Origin of the sequence: Flavobacterium denitrificans DSM 15936 (assembly GCF_000425445.1) — a bacterium.
Lineage (GTDB): Bacteria > Bacteroidota > Bacteroidia > Flavobacteriales > Flavobacteriaceae > Flavobacterium > Flavobacterium denitrificans.
On the sequence record NZ_AUDL01000012.1, the window covers coordinates 41,542 to 63,506 of the forward strand.

Annotated in this window: 11 protein-coding genes; 10 read left to right on the forward strand and 1 reads right to left on the reverse strand. The window is 35.8% G+C overall.

Annotated features, from left to right (window positions below; genetic code table 11):
* Window positions 1-16: 16 nt before the first annotated feature.
* Window positions 17-733: an NUDIX hydrolase gene (locus H600_RS0107610; RefSeq protein ID WP_026728218.1), complete on the reverse strand. Its 717-nt coding sequence runs from the start codon at window positions 731-733 to the stop codon at window positions 17-19.
* A 490-nt stretch (window positions 734-1,223) separates the two neighbouring features.
* On the opposite strand from H600_RS0107610, the gene H600_RS0107615 reads away from it, so the two are divergent.
* The 10 genes from H600_RS0107615 to H600_RS0107660 all read left to right on the forward strand — a co-directional run bounded on the left by H600_RS0107615 (window position 1,224) and on the right by H600_RS0107660 (window position 21,853).
* Entirely contained in the window at window positions 1,224-4,319 is a 3,096-nt protein-coding gene (locus H600_RS0107615; protein WP_026728219.1) for a SusC/RagA family TonB-linked outer membrane protein, read from the forward strand.
* A gap of 12 nt (window positions 4,320-4,331) precedes the next feature.
* Window positions 4,332-5,909: a RagB/SusD family nutrient uptake outer membrane protein gene (locus H600_RS0107620; protein ID WP_026728220.1), complete on the forward strand. Its 1,578-nt coding sequence runs from the start codon at window positions 4,332-4,334 to the stop codon at window positions 5,907-5,909.
* A 20-nt stretch (window positions 5,910-5,929) separates the two neighbouring features.
* Window positions 5,930-6,811: a hypothetical protein gene (locus tag H600_RS0107625; RefSeq protein ID WP_035108515.1), complete on the forward strand. Its 882-nt coding sequence runs from the start codon at window positions 5,930-5,932 to the stop codon at window positions 6,809-6,811.
* Window positions 6,812-6,904: 93 nt separating this feature from the next.
* Window positions 6,905-9,394, forward strand: a complete 2,490-nt coding sequence (gene galB / locus H600_RS0107630; RefSeq protein ID WP_035108488.1) for a beta-galactosidase GalB — start codon at window positions 6,905-6,907, stop codon at window positions 9,392-9,394.
* Between the two features lie 118 nt (window positions 9,395-9,512).
* The gene (locus H600_RS0107635) at window positions 9,513-11,906 is read left to right on the forward strand and encodes a glycoside hydrolase family 31 protein (RefSeq protein ID WP_026728223.1); all 2,394 of its coding nucleotides are present in this window, start codon (window positions 9,513-9,515) and stop codon (window positions 11,904-11,906) included.
* A 250-nt stretch (window positions 11,907-12,156) separates the two neighbouring features.
* Window positions 12,157-14,163, forward strand: coding sequence for a glycoside hydrolase family 97 protein (locus H600_RS0107640; protein ID WP_026728224.1), 2,007 nt, complete (start codon window positions 12,157-12,159; stop codon window positions 14,161-14,163).
* 141 nt (window positions 14,164-14,304) lie between these two features.
* Window positions 14,305-15,876, forward strand: coding sequence for a GH39 family glycosyl hydrolase (locus H600_RS0107645; protein WP_026728225.1), 1,572 nt, complete (start codon window positions 14,305-14,307; stop codon window positions 15,874-15,876).
* A gap of 89 nt (window positions 15,877-15,965) precedes the next feature.
* Window positions 15,966-18,203 (forward strand): glycoside hydrolase family 3 C-terminal domain-containing protein, encoded by a 2,238-nt coding sequence (locus H600_RS0107650; RefSeq protein WP_026728226.1) that lies wholly within the window; start codon window positions 15,966-15,968, stop codon window positions 18,201-18,203.
* A gap of 89 nt (window positions 18,204-18,292) precedes the next feature.
* Window positions 18,293-19,795: a cellulase family glycosylhydrolase gene (locus tag H600_RS0107655; RefSeq protein WP_084157366.1), complete on the forward strand. Its 1,503-nt coding sequence runs from the start codon at window positions 18,293-18,295 to the stop codon at window positions 19,793-19,795.
* A 111-nt stretch (window positions 19,796-19,906) separates the two neighbouring features.
* The gene (locus H600_RS0107660; protein ID WP_026728228.1) at window positions 19,907-21,853 is read left to right on the forward strand and encodes a sialate O-acetylesterase; all 1,947 of its coding nucleotides are present in this window, start codon (window positions 19,907-19,909) and stop codon (window positions 21,851-21,853) included.
* Window positions 21,854-21,965 lie beyond the last annotated feature (112 nt).

Below are 21,965 nucleotides of genomic sequence, written 5' to 3' on the forward strand. Positions count from 1 at the left end.
GTTTATACAAAGTGGATTAAAATTCAAAATTAAATCCTTTTTGAGTGAGCTTATTATAAATCTCGGGGTCAAATTTATACAATTTTGCTGCTCGATGCGAAACATCTTGCTGTTTTTCGTCTAAAGCAACTAATAATTTCATATGCAGAATTTTTCGCCTGAAATTCGATTTGTCCATTTCGATGCCCAAGATCTCTTCATATAAATGCATAAGCTGTAGCAATGTAAATTTTTCTGGCAATAAATTAAATCCAATGGGCGCTTGGCGTACTCTGTTTTGAAGATGTTTTAAACTATAAGAAAGAATTTCGTTATGATCATAAATAAGATCCGGAATACTATTGATTCGATACCATTTTGCGTCAGAAGCTGTAAAACCTGCCTTAATATTGTAATCTTCTCTTTTTACTAATGCATAATAACCAATAGTAATAACGCGTCGAAGCGGAAAACGATCAGGATCACCAAAAGCTTTTAGTTGCTCAAGGTAGATATTGTCCAATCCTGTAAGTTCATTTAATAAACGGTGCGCAGCATTGTCGGTGCTTTCTTTTTTGTAAATCCAACCTCCTGGAAGTCCCCATTTTCCTTTACTGATGCCTTCCCCGTGCTGTACTAAAAGCACTTCGAGGCTTCCTTTGTCAAAACCAAAAATCACACAGTCAATAGTGATGGCGTTCATTGCATTTTGCTCATTGTTTGTGGCGGTACCGATATCTAATTTTTTAACCATGTGCTAAATTAATTAGGACAAATTAAACAAATAAAATGCATAATTGTCTTTGTTGATTACTGAATGTTTTTTAGGTCGCAATTTTCTGTAAGTCAAAAAAATGCGAGTTTATTATTAAAGTGCATACCGAAACAAAAACATTTTAAATAGTTGACTACTAAAATTGCACTTCTCTATTTTTTTATCATTTAATATTTCGTTTTTAAGCTAATTGCTTGTTGTATCGGCAAAAATGAGCTGATATAAATCAGAAATGAAAAAAAATAGACTTAATATTTTGCTAATATAGAAAAAAAGTTTTACACTTGTAGTCAAATTTACCATAAGATAAGTTCAATTTGACTATAAGTTTTTAAATGAACCTCTTTCTCAAGGAAATTGATAAACCAAAAAATTCATAAAATCAGATTTTATGTATTCATTCTAATTCGAAAACTTACACTTTAATTACATATTACAACTAACTTAATTTAACCAATTCTTAATTATTATGAAAAGCAAAAATTGTATTAAAACGACAATGCTTCCGTTTTGTATGGCGCTGTTGCTTAGCGTATTTACACTGCAGTCTGGTTTTGCTCAGGACCAGTCAAGATCAATAAGTGGAAATGTATCCTCGGCAGAGGATGGAATGGGAGTTCCGGGTGCTACTATTTTGGTACAAGGGACAAAAGTCAGTACAGCAACTGATTTTGACGGAAACTACAAAATCGAGGCAAAAGCCGGAGATGTACTTGTAGTAAGCTTTATGGGATATAAAACACAAAAAGTTACAGTAGGAACACAAAAAACTTTAAATGTTGCAATGCAGGCCGAAACAGCAGAACTTAAAGAAATTGTTGTTATAGGATACGGAACTCAGAAGAAAAAAGTAAATACAGCAGCAACTTCATTAGTATCAGGAAAAGATATTCAGCAGGTGGCGAGCTTAGATGTTGTAAATGCTTTGCAAGGTCAGGCATCTGGGGTGAATGTAATGTCATCTTCTGGACAGCCGGGCGCAAACATGGTGGTAAACATTCGTGGAGCAGGAACTGCAGGAAACAGTGATCCGCTTTATGTTGTTGATGGTGTTGTTGTTGATAACGGAATTGGATATCTTGATCCTTCGGTTATTGAAAGGGTGGATGTTTTGAAAGATGCTGCAGCCTCTTCTATCTATGGAGCAAGAGCAGCAAACGGTGTTATTTTGGTGACAACCAAAAAAGGAAAAGAGGGAAAAATGAATGTTTCCTTAAATTCTTATACTGGTTTTCAGCAAGTTGCTAAAAAGTTAGACTTGATGAATACACAGGAATATACGACTATTATTAACGAGGCTCGCGTTAATTCTGGTTACACGCCTTTGTATACACAGGCTCAAGTGGCTACTTTGCCAAATCATGATTGGCAAGATGATTTGTTTAATGAGGGTGCAATCAAACAAAATCATTCCCTTTTAATTACTGGAGGTGACAAAAAATCAACAATCGCAACGGGATTGTCTTATTACGGACAAGACGGTATGATTGGCGGAACAACAAATCAATCACAATACAATCGTGTTACTTTTAGTGTAAATTCAACTTCTGAAATTATTGAAGATCATTTGAAAATTGGAGAAAACTTCACTTTGTCAAATATCAAAAGCAGTGGAGTTGCTGATGACGGCATCTACAGCAACGCTATCAGAAGCTTTTTAAACGCAGCTCCGGTTGATGCAGCTTATGATGAGAATGGCGATTTTGCGCATTCTATTATTTCGGCTGACGTTAGCAATCCCCTTGGATCATTGTATTATAATAATTTCAACGAAAGTAAGTCAAATCGTTATGTTGGGAATATTTTTGCTGAATTGAAATTCTTGAAAAACTTTACTTTCAGAACGAGCTTTGGTATCGATATGACAGACAGCAACTACCGTTCTTTCAGACCCGTTTATTCGCTTTCTTCAAATGACAATAATACGGTTTCAAGTGTAACACAAAGCGGTACAAAATCACAAGGGTGGATTTTTGAAAATACATTACAATATAAGTTTGTATTAAGCAATGCGCATAATTTTGATGTTTTAGTGGGTACTTCTGCAAAGAAAAACACTTCTGATTATATGACTGCAACAGGCAAAAATTTAATTTTTGATGATTTTGAGCATGCTTATTTAGATAATGCAAAAGATCAGACTTCAAATACAGTTGGAGGAAATCGTACAGATTATGCGATTCAGTCTTACTTCGGACGTTTATTATACGACTACAATAATAAATATTTGTTCTCAGCGACAGTTCGTCGGGACGGATCTTCTGAATTTGGCCCAAACAACAAATATGCAATTTTTCCATCATTCTCCGCTGGATGGAATGTGGATAAAGAAAGCTTTTTCCCAGCAGAAAATAAAGTCTTGAATACTTTAAAAATTAGAGGTAGCTGGGGACAAAACGGTAACGATCAGTTTGCTAGAAAATTTGCTTATATGTCAACAGTAAATTCTACTGATAAAAGTTATCATTTTGGAACTGGAGACGAAACTTTATTAGTGGGTTCAAGCCCAGATCAATTAGCAAACCGCGATTTGAAATGGGAAACTTCAGAGCAGTTGGATTTAGGTTTTGATGCTGTATTATTTACAAATTTCAGTTTGAGTTTTGATTACTACGACAAGAAAACAAAAGATTGGTTGGTTTTAGCTTCTATACCAACGTACGCGGGCGCAACTGCACCTTATATTAATGGTGGAGATGTGAGCAATAAAGGTTTTGAAATTACTATGGGTTACCGCAAGACTTTTGCTAAAGATTGGAACTTTGGTATTAATGCAAACCTTTCGCATAATGAGAATAAAGTTCTTCGAATTGCAAACAGTGAGGGAATCATTCACGGAGAATCAAATGTATTGTTCCAAGGTTTAGACGAAATGAACCGTGTTGAGGTTGGTCAGCCGATGGGTTATTTCTACGGATTAAAAACAGACGGAATTTTCCAAAATGTAGCTGAAGTTTCTGCAGGCGTTCAGCCAAATGCTTCTCCTGGAGATGTTCGTTTTGTGGATTTGAATGGTGATGGAAAAATTGATGCAAATGATAAAACAAAAATTGGAAATCCTAATCCTGATTTTTCTTATGGTGTAAATATGGATCTTTCTTATAAAGCATTTGATTTCACTATCAATACTTATGGTGTTTCGGGAAGCCAAAATGTCTTTGGAATTCATGATGCCACTCGTGCGTACACAAATAATACAACAGAAACATTAAACAGATGGACTACTGAAGGAACTTCAAACAAAATTCCGAGAGTGACTTATGGAACTGATCCAAACGGAAACTACACGAGATTCTCCGATTTATATGTTCAAAATGCTGATTTCTTCAGAATTAAAAATGCAACAATTGGATGTGATTTGACAAAACTGACGAACAAACTGCATTTCTTCAGCAAATTCAGATTATATGTAGCTGGAAACAACATTTACACCTTTACAAAATACAAAGGAATGGATCCAGAAATTGGTTTTGGAAACGTAAACCAGTCTTGGGCTAAAGGAATCGATGTTGGATATTATCCACAGCCAAGAACATATATGATGGGTCTTAATGTTAACTTTTAATTTATGAAAACGATGAAAACATATATAAAATTATTTGCCCTATCAAGCTTATTTGTTTTAGGTGCTTGTTCGGAGGAATTTTTAGAAACGGAACCTTATACACAAAAAGTAACCGAGAATTTTTATAAAACACCAGCTGATGCTTTCCAAGGATTAGTTGCAGTTTATGATGTATTGCAGCGCGAAGCTTATGGCGGACCTTTGTTAATTAGTGAACAAGCTTCTGACGACTGTTTTGGAGGATACGGTATTGCCGATGGTCAAGCTGATATTGAGTGGGATCGCTTTTTATACGTTTCGGATAAAGACATGAACAAAGATGTTTGGTCAAATGCGTATTTAGGAATATATAGAGCTAATATTTTATTAGAAAATTTAGATAAAATCAATTGGGGAACTGATACTGCTTTGAAAACAAGATACGAAGCAGAAGCTCGTTTTTTAAGAGCTCACTTTCATTTCACAGCCGCTAAAATGTTTGGGGATATTATTCCATTAGATCACACTATCACGTCAAGTGAATTTACTTTGCCAAGACAAGCTCCAGAAGTAACTTATGCTTTAATTGCAAATGATTTGAAATTTGCAGCTGATAATCTTGGATCAGAAAATTATTCTCAAAAAGGAAATACAAACTTTGGACGTATCACCAAATGGGCGGCTGAAGCATACATAGCAAGAACATTTTTATTCTACACAGGAGTTTACAGCAAACCAGATTTAGCTGGTGTTGTAACAAAAGCACAAGCCGTAACTTATATTAATGATGCAGTAAACAACAGTGGACACAATTTGGTTCCTGATTTTGCTAATCTTTGGCTTGCGGCATCTTTAGAAAATTTCGTAGGTGAAGATAATACCGAAATGGTTTGGGCTGTTCGTTTTAACGGTTCAGGAAAAGGAGATTGGAATTTGCATGAAGGAAACCGTTTTCAAGTAAATATTGCGCCACGTGGAGGAGCTATCGGAAGATATGCTTCAGGATGGGGTGGTGCGACGGTTAATCCAAAATTAGTTGCAGCATACAATAATGCAGATACTCGAAAAAAAGCATCATTTATTGATTTTGTTGGAGAAAATCTAAATTTTAATGCCGAAGCTAGGGAACAACGTCAATACACAGGATATTCTTGGAAAAAATATTGTCCTATTACAAATGCTGCAGGAACTAGTATTGTTGAAGCAAATGGAGGAAATTTCCAAATTGATAATTACCAAGATTATGCAATTATCCGTTTTGCAGATGTATTGCTTATGGCAGCTGAATTGAATTTAGATTCAAATCCAGCAGTTGCACAAGCTAATTTAGACAGAGTGCGTGATCGTGCTTTTAAAAACACGACAAATCGTAAAACGGTAAGCAAAGCTGTTATTATGGAAGAACGTCAGTTAGAATTAGCACTTGAGGGACAACGTTACTTCGATTTATTGAGACAAGGAATGGTTGAGACTAAAAAAGCGATTGACAATACAACGGGAGGTTCTCAGTTTGCAGTGACTTTTAGAAGCGAGACTTTGGGCTGGTTCCCGCTTCCACAATCTCAGATCGTACTTTCAAATGGTACAATAACTCAAAATCCAGGTTGGTAATAAACTTAAAAACATTGATTATGAAACGTATATTATATATAGTAGTAGCGGCAGTAACCGTAAGTTCACTTTTGTTTTCATGCGAAGCTATTGAAGATCGTGAGACTTTGCCAGCGGTAACTTTGACACCGTCAACACTTAAGTTTTCGGTAACACAAGGTGCAACAAACAAAAACCAAGTTACTTTAAAAAGTGAAGATCCAACAGTAATTCCGTATTGGAAATATGTGGACAAAAACGGAAATGAGATTGGACATTCAAATAAAAGTGAAGATGTGCTTAATTTTCCTTTTGCTGGAAAATACACGATTTATTACACAGGTTATGCAAGAGGAGGATCAGTCGAAGCAGCACCTGTAATTGTTGATGTACCTAAAAATGACGAAGCGCAATTTGCTGACCCAAGATGGAATTTGCTGACCAATGGAGCAAAAGGAAAAACTTGGGTTTTAGATATGGTAAAACCGCTTTCATTTATTGGAAAACCAGATTACGAATACCATAATACTACAGAACATGGTGTGGGATGGTGGCCAAATCTTTCTGATATTTCTTGGGCAGGACTTGAGGATAAGGATTGGGGAGAAATCACTTTTGACCTTGATGGAGGTTACAACGTAAAAGTAATACAAACAGATCCTACAGCAGGTAGTACTAAGCAAACTACTAAAACAGGAACGTATAATTTAACGTTAACTGCAGGTCAGACAAAAGACAAATTAGTTTTTAATGGAGGAACAGAAATGTTGCACCCTAATAGTCCTTCTTATTTTAGCTCTTCTTTCAGCTTTACAAATATTCAAATTGTAGAACTTACCGAAACAACAATGGCTTTCATTGCCATTAGAGCCGACAACGATTATTTAATTTATCATTTAATAGTAAAACCTTCTAAAACTTAATACTTAGATAGATAAACTAACCGGTAGGTGATTGAAACAGTCACTTATCGGTATGTTTATATTTGTTTTTCAAAACTATAAATGATATCAAAAATGAAAAATAAAAGAAAGTATTTAATTGGCAGTCTGGTAGTTGTATTACTGGCAGTAGCTTCATTGTTTAGTTCCTGCAGCAAAAACGAAGAGGTCTTTAAAAACCGAAAAGTTTCTTTTAATTCAGATTGGAGTTTTCATCTTAATGACAGTATTATTGATAAAGATACCATTGGTGTTGCAACAAAATGGCGTACTTTAAATGTGCCACATGATTGGAGCATCGAAGGGAAATTTGATGAAAAAAGCCCGGCCGGATATGGAGGAGGTTCTCTGAATGGTGGTTTAGGTTGGTACAAAAAAACATTCAAAGTTGCTGCAGAAGACAGTACAAAACTTACTTCAATCACTTTTGATGGTGTTTATAAAAATAGCGAAGTTTGGATAAACGGACATTATTTAGGGAAACGTCCAAACGGATATATTGGTTTTCAATATCAAATTTCTCCTTATTTGAATTATGGAGAAAAAGAAAATGAAATTATTGTAAAAGTTGACAATTCAAAACAACCGAATTCTCGTTGGTATTCAGGTTCGGGAATTTTTAGAAATGTCTGGTTAGAAACCACAGACAAATTACATGTTGAAAATTGGGGAACTTATGTTACAACTCCAAAAGTTACTGCTGAAAAAGCTTTGGTAAATATTGAAACTCGAATTCAGAATGATCATTCAGATTCGAAAAAAGCAACAATTGTAACTACTATTTATAAAGACGATTCAAAAGTAACTTCGTTTACTTCGAAAATAACACTTGCTGCAAAAAGCGGCTTATTATTCAATGATAAGGTTGAGGTTGAAAATCCAATTTTATGGTCAGATGAAAAGCCAGAATTGTATACAGCAGTTACGGAAGTTTTAGTTGACGATAAAGTTGTCGATCAATACAAAACCAACTTTGGAATCAGAGATTTTAAATTTGATCTGAATAAGGGGTTTATTCTGAATGGAAAACAAGTCAAAATCAAGGGCGTTTGTATGCACCACGATTTAGGACCGTTAGGATCTGCAATCAATACGCGAGCTATTGAACGTCAGTTAGAAATTCTGAAAGAAATGGGCGTGAACGGAATTAGAACGTCACACAATCCACCCGCTCCAGAGCTTCTTGATTTATGTGATAAAATGGGTTTCATTGTCATGGATGAAGCTTTTGACATGTGGAAACAAAACAAAACCAAATACGATTATGCAAATGATTGGGATAAATGGCATCGACAGGATTTGAGTGATCAGCTTCGTCGTGACCGTAATCATCCAAGTATTTTTATGTGGAGCATTGGAAATGAAATTCCAGAACAATGGAACGACGAAGGAATTAAAATTGCAAAAGAATTAGCAGAAATTGTTCGTTTAAATGACAAAACGCGCCCAATTACGGCAGGAATGAATCCGCCGGTAAATATGAATATTGACGAAGTAACTTTACAATTTGAGAAAAAGAATGTTTCTATAAATCCGCTTGCTGGATCAGGGGTTTTGGATTTGATTGGTTATAATTATGCACATCAAACGTATGAGCATCATCAAAAAAACTTCCCAAATAAACCTTTCATTGCAACGGAAACTACTTCAGGATTACAGACAAGAGGTTATTACGATACTAATTCAGAGGAAATCAAAAAATGGCCAGTACGTTGGGATCTTAAATTTACCGAAGGAAATCCAGGAAATACGGTTTCTGCCTATGATCAGGTGCAGACACCTTGGGGTTCTACGCACGAAGCCACTTGGAAAATCATCAAAAAACACGATTTCTTAGCCGGAATATATGTTTGGACAGGTTTTGATTATATCGGAGAACCAACTCCTTATGAATGGCCATCGGTAAGTTCATATTTCGGAATTGTAGATTTGGCCGGTTTCCCAAAAGACGTATATTATATGTACCAAAGCGAATGGACAGATAAAACGGTGCTACACATTTTTCCGCATTGGAACTGGAAAGCGGGACAAACCGTTGATGTTTGGGCCTATTATAATAAAGCTGATGAGGTTGAGCTTTTTGTAAACGGAAAATCGGTTGGAAAAAGAAGCAAAAAAGGAGACGATTTACACGTAATGTGGAGAATTCCGTTTGAAGCAGGAGCATTAAAAGCCATTTCTCGTAAAGACGGAAAAGTAGTTTTAGAAAAAGAAATCAAAACAGCCGGAAATCCTGAAAACTTAAAATTAACTGCTGACAGAAGTACTATAAAAGCGGACGGAAATGATTTGTCATTCGTTACAGTTGATATTTTGGATGCCAACGGAACTTTGGTCCCAAATGCCAATAACGAAATTAATTTCTCTTTAAAAGGAAATGGAAAAATTGTAGGCGTTTGCAGTGGAGATCCAGTAAGTCATGAATCGTACAAAGGTTCAAAACATACGGCGCTAAACGGAAAATGTTTAGTAATTGTTCAATCGAGTACGAAATCAGGAAGATTAGAATTGACTGCAAAAGCAAACGGATTAAAATCCGCAACAATTGTAATTACAACAGAATAATAAGTTTCGTCCTGCAAGGTTTTTCAAATCTTGTAGGTATATAGGTTCAATAGTTAAAAAATTAAACCTACAAGGTTTGAAAAACCTTGCAGGACGAGCTAATAAATAAAAACACACAATGAAAAAAATACAAATAGCGTCCTTGTCTTTATTTGCAAGTTTGCTGCTTTCGCCAAAAGTGTCAGCACAAATTCAAAATGCAGATGTGCTGAACGCACCAATTGACATCAGCAAAGATTTTCAGAACTATCTAAATACATTTTATTTTGCCGATGAACTAGCATCTTTTGATCCTGCAACGGGAAAAGGAACTATAAAATATTTGAGATACAATTATAAAACACGTCAGGCTTTCAACAACATGATGATGAAACCAGATGTGGAAAAAGCAAACGAATTCCCGACGACAGAATATGCAGAATCGCCAGTTTTGCCGTTCGAAATTCAGTTTGTTTCAGACAGAACTATCCGAATCAAAACAACTTCAGGGCCACAGTTTCATCCACAAAAGGAATCTTTAATGCTTGTTGATGGTGTTGCACCAAATCATCCTGAATTATGGAAATATGCTAAAATCGAAGACGGTCATAGTTACACAAGCAAACATGGAAAAGTTGAAATTTTGACTAAACCTTGGCACGTAAAAATCTACGATGAAAAAGGAAAATTGCTGACAAGCACGCTTCACGATACTGATTTTAAAAATACGTATACGCCGACACTTCCATTTTCGTATGTTCGAAGAAACAGCGATTATTCAAGAAGTATGGGTGCGGCGTTTAGTTTAGAACCAGACGAAAAAATATTTGGTTGCGGTGAATCATTTACCCAATTCAACAAACGCGGTTCAAAAGTAGTTTTATGGACAGATGATGCAAACGGAATCCAAAATGAAACGATGTACAAACCAATTCCGTTTTATATGAGTAGCCGTGGTTATGGAGTTTTCATGCACCATTCAACGCCTATTACGGTTGACTTCGGAAAATATTTCTCGAGTGCTAACGAAATGTACATTGGAGACGACGAAGCCGATTTGTTTTTCTTCATTGGTGAACCAAAAGACATTTTAGATCAATACACGAATTTGACAGGAAAAGCTGCTATGCCGCCACTTTGGTCATTTGGTTTCTGGATGAGCCGTATTACCTATTTCTCAGAAAAAGAAGGACGCGATGTTGCCAGAGATTTGCGTAAATACAAAATCCCAACAGACGTAATTCACTTCGACACAGGTTGGTTTGATGTAGATTGGAGAAACAACTACGAGTTTGCAAAATCTCGTTTCCCGGACGCCACAAAAATGATGTCTGATTTGAAAGAAGATGGTTTTCACGTATGTCTTTGGCAGTTGCCTTATTTCACTCCAAAGAACACTTTGTTTCCGGAAATTATGGACAAAAATTTGGCTGTAAGAGACAGAAAAGGAAATCTTCCTTATGAAGATGCGGTTTTAGATTTTTCAAACCCAGAAACTATTTCTTGGTACCAAGGAAAATTGAAAAAATTATTTGACGAAGGCGTTTCGGTTTTCAAAGTTGATTTTGGAGAAGCGGCTCCACCAGACGGAATTTATCATTCGGGAAGAACGGGATTTTATGAGCACAATTTATATCCACTTAGATATAATAAAGCAGTTGCTGAAATCACTCAAAAAGAGAAAGGCTACACTTTAATTTGGGCAAGAAGTACTTGGGCAGGAAGTCAGCGCTATCCTCTCCATTGGGGCGGAGATGCTGAAACTTCAAACGGAGCAATGTCGGCAGAATTACGTGGCGGACTTTCATTAGGTCTTAGCGGATTCAGTTTCTGGAGTCATGACGTTGGAGGATTCGCAACAAAATCACCAGAGAATTTATACAGAAGATGGGCGCCTTTCGGAATGTTTACTTCACACGTAAGAAGTCACGGAGAACCGCCTCGCGAACCGTGGTTGTATAGCAAAGATTTCTTGGAAGGATTTAGAAAAGCAGATAATATGCGTTACGAATTAATGCCATATATCTATGCTCAGGCGAAGGAAAGTTCACAAAAAGGTTTGCCAATGATGCGTGCTTTATTTGTAGAATATCCAAATGATCCGGGAGCTTGGCTGGTTGATAATGAATATTTATTTGGGTCAAGTATGTTGGTTGCACCGCTTTTTGAAGAAGTGACAGAAAGAGATGTTTATCTTCCAGAAGGAACTTGGATTGATTATCAAACTAAAAAAGTATACCAATCAGGCTGGCATAAAATCAAAGCCGGTGAAGTGCCAATTGTAGTTTTGGTAAAAGACGGAACTGCAATTCCGCACATTGGTTTAGCGCAGTCAACAAAAGATATGGATTGGAGCAAATTGACTTTAAAAGTTTACGCGAGTGATAAAACCACTTCAGCAACAGCCAAAGTATTTTTGCCAAACGACACCAACGTTCAAGAAATAAAGGTTACAAAAACCGGAAATAATTTTGATGTAGTTACAAATCTATTAAACGGAAAAACCACTTTTAAAACGGAGTGGGCAAAATAAAAAAGTTAACTATAGATTAAAAGAATTAATGCTCTCGCAGATTTAGCAGATCAAGCTGATTTTTTATATTTTTTCAATTTGTGAAAAAATATAACACAGATTAAAAAGATTAAATCTGCACAATCTGCCAAATCTGCGAGAGAGAAAAATAATCCGCTTAGGATAAAAATAAGTTTTTGTTGAGTTTTTAAATCGGGTGAAAGCCTCTTTTTTGCCCGATTTATTAAAAAATGAATTAAGAAAAATGAAAATGAAAAAACACCTGATTCTTCCTGCTTTATTACTTTCAGTTTCGATTGGATATAGCCAGAAAACTAAGAATACTTACGAATTGGCATCGCCAAACGGAAAAAACAAAATCAAATTTGAGCTGATAAAAAACGCTCCAAAATATGCCGTTTCTCACGGAAAGACAGAAGTAATTTCTCCATCTGATATGGGATTTTTACTAAAAGGAAATGAAGATTTAAGTACCAACTTCGAAATCAAAGGAGCAAAAACATCTACGTTTGATGAAACTTGGGAACAAGTTTGGGGAGAAAAGAAAAACATCAGAAATAACTACAATCAATTGGTAGTTGATTTACAACAAAAAACCGGAAACAAAAGAAAATTACAAATCCAGTTTCGTGCTTTTGATGACGGAGTTGCTTTTAGATATGTTTATCCAAAACAAAATGTAAAAGACAGTATTTTCATCATGGATGAAAAAACGACTTTCAATTTAAAGGAAGATGGAAAAGCGTGGTGGATTCCTGCAAACAGAGAAAACCGCGACGAATATTTGTTTAAAGATGATGCCGTAAGCAAACTTGATACAGTTTTGACGCCGCTAACAATCGAAAGCAAAAGCGGATTGGCTTTGAGTTTTCACGAAGCAAACTTGTACGATTTTGCAAGTATGACTTTGGTTAATAATAAAGGAACAGAATTGAAATCAGATTTGGTGCCTTGGCCTGATGGAGTAAAAGTTCGTGTAAAAGATACATTTACTTCTTCTTGGAGAACGATTCAAATTGGAGAAAATCCAGGAGAATTGATTACTTCTTATTTGGTTTTAAACCTAAACGAACCAAACAAATTAAAGAACACAAACAGCTACTTCAAACCTTACAAATATTTAGGAATTTGGTGGGGAATGCATATAGGGAAATATACTTTTTGGGAAAGCGACAAACAAGGCGCTACGACAAAGCACGCAGAAGAATATATCGATTTTACTGCAAAAGAAGGTTTTAATCATTTATTGATTGAAGGATGGAATAAAGGTTGGACGCCGGGCTGGTACGAAAACCGTATGCACATGTTCAGTTTCACAAAAAGTGCTGACAATTTCGATTTAGAAAAAGTAGTGGAGTATGGAAAGAAAAAGAACATCGAATTAATTGGATACCACGAAACAGGCTCCAACTTAATTAACTACTTAAAAGAAGTTGATGAAGGTTTTGCTTTATACAAAAAACTTGGAATTCATACCGTAAAAATTGGTCACGTAGGTTCTAAATTGAATATGAAACAAATGCACTTTGGACAATTTGGAGTGAATTATTTCAGATACATTTTAGAAAAAGCAGCACAATACGATTTAGCCGTTTTGTACCACGAATCGATAAAAGATACGGGAGAAAGAAGAACTTTCCCAAACATGGTTTCGAGAGAAGCAGCGCGCGGACAAGAATATAACGCTTGGAGCGAAGGAAATCCGCCAAATCACTTGAGCATTATTCCGTTTACTAGATTGCTTTCTGGTCCGATGGATTTTACGCCTGGAATTTTTGATGTTGAAGTAAAACAGGGTTACCCTGGAAAAAGAATTCAGGGAACGGTTGGTCAGCAATTGGCATTGTACGTTACGATTTATTCTCCAATTCAAATGTTAGCCGATCTTCCTGAAAACTACGAAGGAAAACCAGCTTTACAATTCTTAAAAGATGTTCCGACTGATTGGGAAGACACAAAAATCTTAGAAGGAAAAATTGGTGAATACATTACAACAGCAAGAAAAGACAGAAATAGCGCTGATTGGTATTTAGGAACTTTGACAAATGAAAAACCAAGAAATGTAGAGGTTTCATTGTCATTCTTAGATCCGAATGCAACTTACGAAGCACAGATTTATGTGGATGCTGAAGGAACAGATCAAACACATAACCCAGAATCAGTAGCCATTTCTAAGAAAACGGTAAAAGCTTCAGATAAGTTACAATTGAAATTAGGAGGTGCTGGCGGTGGTGCCATAAGATTTAAAAAATTATAATTATTAAGTATCCTAACAGGTTTCCAAAACCTGTTAGGTATTTAATTTAAAAGAACTTATAATTAGTTGCTAAATATTAGGATCGTAAAAGATACCTAACAGGTTTCTAAAACCTGTTAGGATAACAAAAACAATTTTCAGATGAAAAGAATTTTAATAGTACTGGTTTTAATTCATTCCATCCAAATCATTGGACAAAACAATAATGCTGAAAACCGAACCATAAAAGTAGATTTCAATAAAACTGCTGGAAAATTAAACACCATGTTTAAGGAATGCATCGGCGCAGGAAGAGCAAATGAAGGTCTTCGTGCAGATTGGCAGCAACAATTGGCATTGGTTAAAAAAGAATGCGATTTTAAATACATCCGCTTTCATGGTTTATTGTCTGATGATATGGCTGTTTATAGAGAAGATTCAAAAGGAAATCCCGAATACAATTACCAATATGTTGATGTTTTGTTCGATTATATTGTGAGTCTGAAAATGAAGCCTTTCGTCGAATTAGGTTTTATGCCGAATGCTTTGGCAAGTGGAAAAGAAACGATTTTTTGGTGGAAAGGAAACGTAACGCCTCCAAAAGATTATAAAAAATGGGAAGATTTGGTTAAAAATCTAACGACTCATTTTAAAGAACGCTACGGGGATGAAGAAGTAAAAACATGGTATTTTGAAGTTTGGAACGAACCAAATCTATCACCTGGATTTTGGAGCAGCACGCAAGACGAATATTATAAATTATATGAATATGCAGCTCGCGGCGTAAAAGCAGTAAATCCAGATTATAGAGTTGGCGGTCCGGCAACGGCAGGTTCTGCTTGGGTGTCTGAAACGATTGATTTTTGTGCCAAAAAAAATGTACCAATCGATTTTGTTTCAACACATACTTATGGCGTAAAACAAGGATATCTGGATGAATTTGGAACTTCGGGTACGGTTTTAAATCAGGATGAATGGAGTGTCAGTGGGGAGATTATAAACTCTCGAAAATTGATTGCTAATTCTGCAAAACCAAATCTGGAATTGCATTACACCGAATGGAGTTCTTCCTATACGCCAGCAGATCCAATTCATGATAGTTATCATTCGGCAGCGTATATTTTGCAGAAATTAAAACAAGTTGGTAACGCCGCAAACTCAATGTCCTATTGGGTTTTTACCGATATTTTTGAAGAAGCAGGCCCAAGATTTACGCCTTTTCACGGCGGTTTCGGATTGTTGAATACGCAGGGAATTAAAAAGCCGGCTTATTTCTCTTATTATTTATTGAATAAATTGGGAGAAACAGAACTTCAAAACTCAGATAAAGCTTCTTGGACTTCTAAAAATGCTAAAGGCGATGTTCAGGTTTTATTGTGGGATTTTACGAACACACATCCGGGCGATAAAGTATGGAATCAGACGTATTATGTTCAGGATTTGCCTTCTAAAGAAAAAGGAAAAGTCAAAATTGAAGTAGACGGAATACAGAAAGGAAATTATGTGTTGGAAATTTACAAAGTTGGCTATAAAGTGAATGATGCTTACGCAGATTATCTGGCGATGAATAAGCCAAATCAATTAACACGTGAACAAGTCAATTCAATAAAAGAGAAAAATAACGGAGCGCCAATTTCGACAGAAAAAATTACAATTGACGGGAAAGGAACTTTCAGGAGAGAATTCAAAATCAATGAAAATGATGTTGTGATGCTGAATTTAATCAAACAATAAAACCACAAAAACAATAAATATTAACTGCATTTAAAGATTTTGATGTGAGGAAGAAAATTCTTTAAATCCAAAAAAACAACTAACTATCTATGAAAAACAAAATGATATTCTTGTCGGCAGCACTGGCTTTTGTATTATTTGGTTCTTGTAAAAATGATGCAAAATCTGATGTTTCAGGAACGGCACAGGCAGAAGAATACAAAGGAAAAGAAATTGGTTCCGAGTTTGATGGTGAGATCGATAAACTGGTTTCTCAAATGACTGTTGAGGAAAAAATCGGAATGCTGCATGGAAACAGTATGTTCAGTACTGGAGCAGTAGAACGTTTGGGAATTCCAGAATTAAAAATGGCCGATGGACCGCTTGGAGTTCGCGAGGAAATTTCGCGCGACAGTTGGGCGCCAGCCGGATTGACAAATGATTTTGCAACTTATTATCCAGCCGGAGGCGGTTTGGCAGCAACTTGGAATGCTGAAATGGCGCATACATTCGGAAATAGTCTGGGAGAAGAACTTCGTGCACGAGATAAAGACATGTTGCTTTCGCCAGCAATCAACATGGTGAGAACACCGCTTGGAGGAAGAACTTACGAATACATGTCTGAAGATCCTTTTTTAAACAAAAAAATCGCCGTGCCTTTGATTGTTGGCTTACAAGAAAAAGATGTAATGGCTTGTGTGAAACATTACGCGGCAAACAATCAAGAAACAAATCGTGATTTTGTTGATGTACAAATTGACGAGCGCACACTTCGTGAAATTTATCTTCCAGCATTTGAAGCTTCGGTAAAAGAAGCAAAATCTTATGCGATAATGGGCGCTTACAACAAATTCAGAGGCGAATATTTATGTGAAAATGATTATATGCTGAATAAAATTCTTCGTGACGAATGGGGATTTAAAGGTGTTGTAGTTTCAGATTGGGCTGCAGTACATTCTACAGCTAAAAGTTTAAAGAGCGGTTTAGATATTGAAATGGGAACACCAAAACCTTTCAATGAATTTTTCTTAGCCGATAAATTAATCGCAGCAGTTAAATCTGGTGAAGTTTCAGAGAAAGAAATCGATCTTCACGTAAAACGTATTTTAAGAGTTTTGTTCCAAGTAAAAGCAATGGGCGGAAAAACGCGTGAAAAAGGAAGCATCGCTACCGAAGCGCATTATCAAGATGCTTATAAAATTGCAACGGAAGATATCGTTTTGCTGAAAAATGATAACAATGCTTTGCCATTAAAATTGGACGGAATAAAATCTATTGCAGTTATTGGAAACAATGCAATGAAGAAAAATTCTCTTGGAGGTTTTGGTGCCGGAGTGAAAACAAAAAGAGAAGTTACACCACTTGAAGGTTTGAAAAACAGACTTCCATCTTCTATAAAAATTAATTATGCCGAAGGTTATTTAGAGCGTTACGATGAGAAGAACAAAGGAAAACTTGGCGATATTACTTTAAATGGCCCAGTAACTATTGACGAATTAGATCCGGCAAAAGTTCAGGAAGCAGTAGAAGCGGCTAAAAAATCGGATGTTGCTGTGATTTTTGCAGGTTCAAATCGTGATTATGAAACCGAAGCTTCTGATAGAAGAGATTTGCATTTGCCATTTGGACAAGAGGAATTAATCAAAAAAGTATTGGCAGTAAACCCAAGAACAATTGTGGTGTTTATCGCTGGAGCGCCTTTTGATATTGGAGAAATCACTCAAAAATCGCCTGCTGTAGTTTGGAGCTGGTTTAATGGATCTGAAGGCGGAAATGCTTTGGCTGATGTCATTTTAGGAAAAGTAAATCCGTCAGGAAAATTGCCTTGGACAATGCCTAAAAATATTATGGATTCTCCAGCGCATGCTACAAAAAGTTTCCCAGGAGGAAAATCGGTGAATTATGCCGAAGGACTTTTGATTGGATATCGTTGGTTTGATACTAAAAATATTGCACCATTGTATCCTTTTGGTTACGGATTATCGTACACCACTTTTGCTTTGGAAAATGGCAGAACTGATAAAACTTCTTATGTGCCGAATGAAACAATTTCGGTTTCTGTTGAGGTGAAAAACACAGGAAAAGTCGATGGAAAAGAAGTTGTACAAGTATATGTTTCAAAAGCCGATTCAAAAGTTGCTCGTGCATCAAAAGAATTAAAAGGTTTCAAAAAAGTATTAGTGAAATCGGGCAGTTCAGAGACTGTTACGATTCAGATTCCGGTTAAAGAATTGGCCTATTATGATGTTTCGGCAAAAAAATGGACTGTTGAACCTGGAAAATATACTTTGAAAATAGGAAACTCATCAAGAGATATCAAAAAAGAGATTGCCATAACAATTCAGTAAGAAGATTGTTATTTTTTATAATAAGTTGAATAATGAATGAAGTGAATTGAAAGTCAATTCGCTGTTGCTTAATTTTTAAATTATTTGAAATGAAAAAAACAATACAGAATTATATCATTAGCATGTTGTCATGCATAACTTTTTTTGGAGTTTTGGCTTGTAGTGCCGATAAAGAAACACCACAGAATACAACCATAAATTCATTAGCAGTAAATAAAACAAGTATTGAAGCTAATAATACGGAAACAACAACCGATATAATCATCAATACAGATGTTACAGCATGGTTGATGAATAGTGATAATGCAAGCTGGATAAAATTTAGTCAAGCTGGAGGAACGGCAGGTTCAACAACGGTTAAAATAACAGTTTTAGAAAATACGGCTGCTGCAAGAACGGGAAAAATCACCTTGACATCTGGTCAAGCTGAACCTGTTGAAATTACAGTTTCGCAAAAAGCAGCCCCTGTAGAAACAGGATTTCCAAGTTACAATAAAAATCCGCTTCCTGCAGATGCATCTGGAATGGGAAGTACAGCTGTTCAACTCGCAGCAAAAATAAAATTGGGCTGGAATATTGGTAATACGATGGAAGCAACTGGTGGCGAAACAGCTTGGGGAAATCCAAAAATCACCAAACAGCTTATCGATCTTGTAAAAGCAAATGGTTTTAACGCCATCAGAATTCCGTGTTCTTGGAATCAGTATTTGGCAAATGCAAAAACAGCTGAGTTAAAAACAGAATGGTTGAACAGAGTTAAAGAAGTTGTGCAATATTGCGTGGACAGTGATATGTATGTTTTAGTAAATGTACACTGGGACGGTGGCTGGTTAGAAAACAATGTTACTGAAGCCAAAAAAGAAGAAAACAATATGAAGCAAAAAGCTTTTTGGGAGCAGATTGCAACAACTTTGCGCGATTTTGATGAGCATGTAATGTTTGCAAGTGCCAATGAACCAAATGTTGAAACTGCGGCACAAATGACCGTTTTAAATTCATATCATCAAACTTTTATTGATGCCGTAAGAGCAACAGGAGGAAAAAATGCGTATCGTGTTTTAGTAGTTCAAGGGCCATCGACAGATATTGAAAAAACAAATAAATTGATGCTGACTTTGCCAACAGATAAAGTAGCAGATCGTTTGATGGCTGAAGTACACTTTTATACGCCATATCAATTTTGTTTAATGGACAAAGATGAATCTTGGGGTAAAATGTTTTACTATTGGGGCAGTGGTTTTCACTCCACTACTGATGTTTCACGAAATGCAACTTGGGGAGAAGAAGCTGATGTAGATAAACTTTTCAAATCAATGAAAACCCAGTTTGTTGATAAAGGAATTCCAGTTTTATTGGGAGAATTTGGAGCAATCAGAAGAACAACATTAACGGGTAACGATTTGAAATTGCATTTAGATTCAAGAGCCTATTATTTAAAATATGTGGTAAAACAAGCTAAAGCAAACGGGTTATTGCCGTTCTACTGGGATGCTGGAAATACAGGAAACAATGGATCGGCCATTTTTGACCGATCAAATAATACTGTTTTTGATTCGCAGGCTTTAAATGCAATGAAAGAAGGATTGCAGTAATAAAACTTTTAAAATCATATAAGTGATATAAGTTAAAATAAGTTTTCATACATTGGAGGCTTAAATTTACTTATATCACTTTTGTCGTTTTAACTATCTAAAATTAAAATAATGAAAAAATATTTAGCCTTACTCTTTTTGCTTTGCACTTTGATTTCCAATGCAAATGTCAAAATGCCGTTGCTGTTTTCAGACGGAATGGTTTTGCAACGCAACAAAGCAATTCCGATTTGGGGTTTTGCTGACGCCAATGAAAAAGTAGAAATCCATTTTAACAAACAAATCAAAAAAACACAAGCCGATAAAAACGGAAAATGGACAGTAAATTTAGATGCTGAAAAAGCCGGCGGACCTTTCGAATTGATTATTATAGGAAAAAATAAAATCACGATTAAAAATGTTTTAGTTGGTGAAGTTTGGATTTGTAGCGGACAATCGAATATGGAGTTTCAAGTTTTCAAAACGATGAATGCTGATAAAGAAATGAACAATGCCGATTATCCAATGATTCGTCATTTTGGCGTTGCGCAAGATTTAAGTGGAAAACCAAAAGACGATTTAAAAGCTGGAAAATGGGAAGTTTCAAGTAAAGAAACTGTTGGGAATTTCACCGCTGTCGGATTTTATTTTGCACGAAAATTATATTCAGAATTAAAAATTCCAATTGGAATTATCAATACATCTTGGGGTGGAACCAATGTTGAAACTTGGACAAGCCGTGAAGCATTTCAAAATAGTCCAGAATTCAAAAATATGATTGCTGATGTTCCAGTAATGAACGTCGATTCGATTTCTGTTTTATACGCAAAGCGAATGAAAGAAAGAGTTGAAAAAATTCAAGGAACTTCGGTAAGTACAGTAAATGAAAATACATTCAAAGATTTTTCTTTTGATGATACTTCTTGGGGCGAATTAAATACACCAAGTTTATGGGAAAACCAACCTTTAGGCGATTTAGACGGTGTAGTTTGGATGCGAAAAACGATTACGCTTTCGGGAGAAGATATTAAAAATAAAGCCACTTTAAGTTTGGCAAAAATCGACGACGAAGACATTACCTATGTAAACGGAGTTGAAGTAGGCAAAAACACGCTTTATGATGTCAGAAGGATTTACCAAATTCCAAATGGGATTTTAAAAGAAGGAAAAAATGTCATTGCAGTCAGAATTGTCGATAACACCGGAGGAGGCGGAATTTATGGCGAAGCTGAAGATTTAAAACTAACTTTAGGAAGCAAGGTTGTTCCGCTTGACGGGAAATGGAAATTTAGAGTTATTGTGGTAAAAACATCATTATCACCAAACAGTTACCCATCATTATTGTACAATGCAATGGTAAATCCGTTGGTTCCTTATGCAATCGAAGGTGTTTTATGGTATCAAGGTGAAGCAAATGTTTGGAGAGCTAATCAATATAAAAAAGCATTTCCTTTGATGATTACAGATTGGAGAACGAAATTTAAACAAGGTGATTTTCCTTTTTATTTTGTGCAATTATCCACTTTTGACGAAACGGGCGGAAATAGTAAAAAAGGTAGTCGCTGGGCTGAACTTCGAGAAGCACAATCTGAAACTTTGAAACTGAAAAACACAGGCATGGCCGTAACGACAGATATTGGAAACGCAAAAGATATTCATCCAACTAATAAACAAGATATTGGTTTGCGTTTAGCAGCAATTGCGCTGAACGATATTTACGGCAAAAAACAAGTTTTTAGTGGGCCAACCTATAAATCTCAAGAAATAAAAGGAAACCAAATTATTTTGACTTTCGACAACATCGGAAGTGGATTGTCAACACCAAATAACGACGAGCTAAAAGGCTTTGAAGTAGCAGGTGAAGATAAAGTTTTTTATTCTGCGAAAGCGATAATCAAAGACAACAAAATAATCGTTTCCAGTGATCAAGTCCAAAATCCAGTTGCCGTTCATTACGGATGGGCAGACGATGATACACAGATTAATCTTTTCAATAAAGAAAAATTCCCTGCTTCACCTTTCAGAACAGATAATTGGGAAATGATTACGGCGAATGAAATTTATAAAGTGAGTAAATAATTCGTTTCCTAACAGGTTTTCAAAACCTGTTAGGTATCACATAGATTTTTTATTAGTTTTAGATATTCAATAAATACCTAACAGGTTTTGGAAACCTGTTAGGATAAGATAA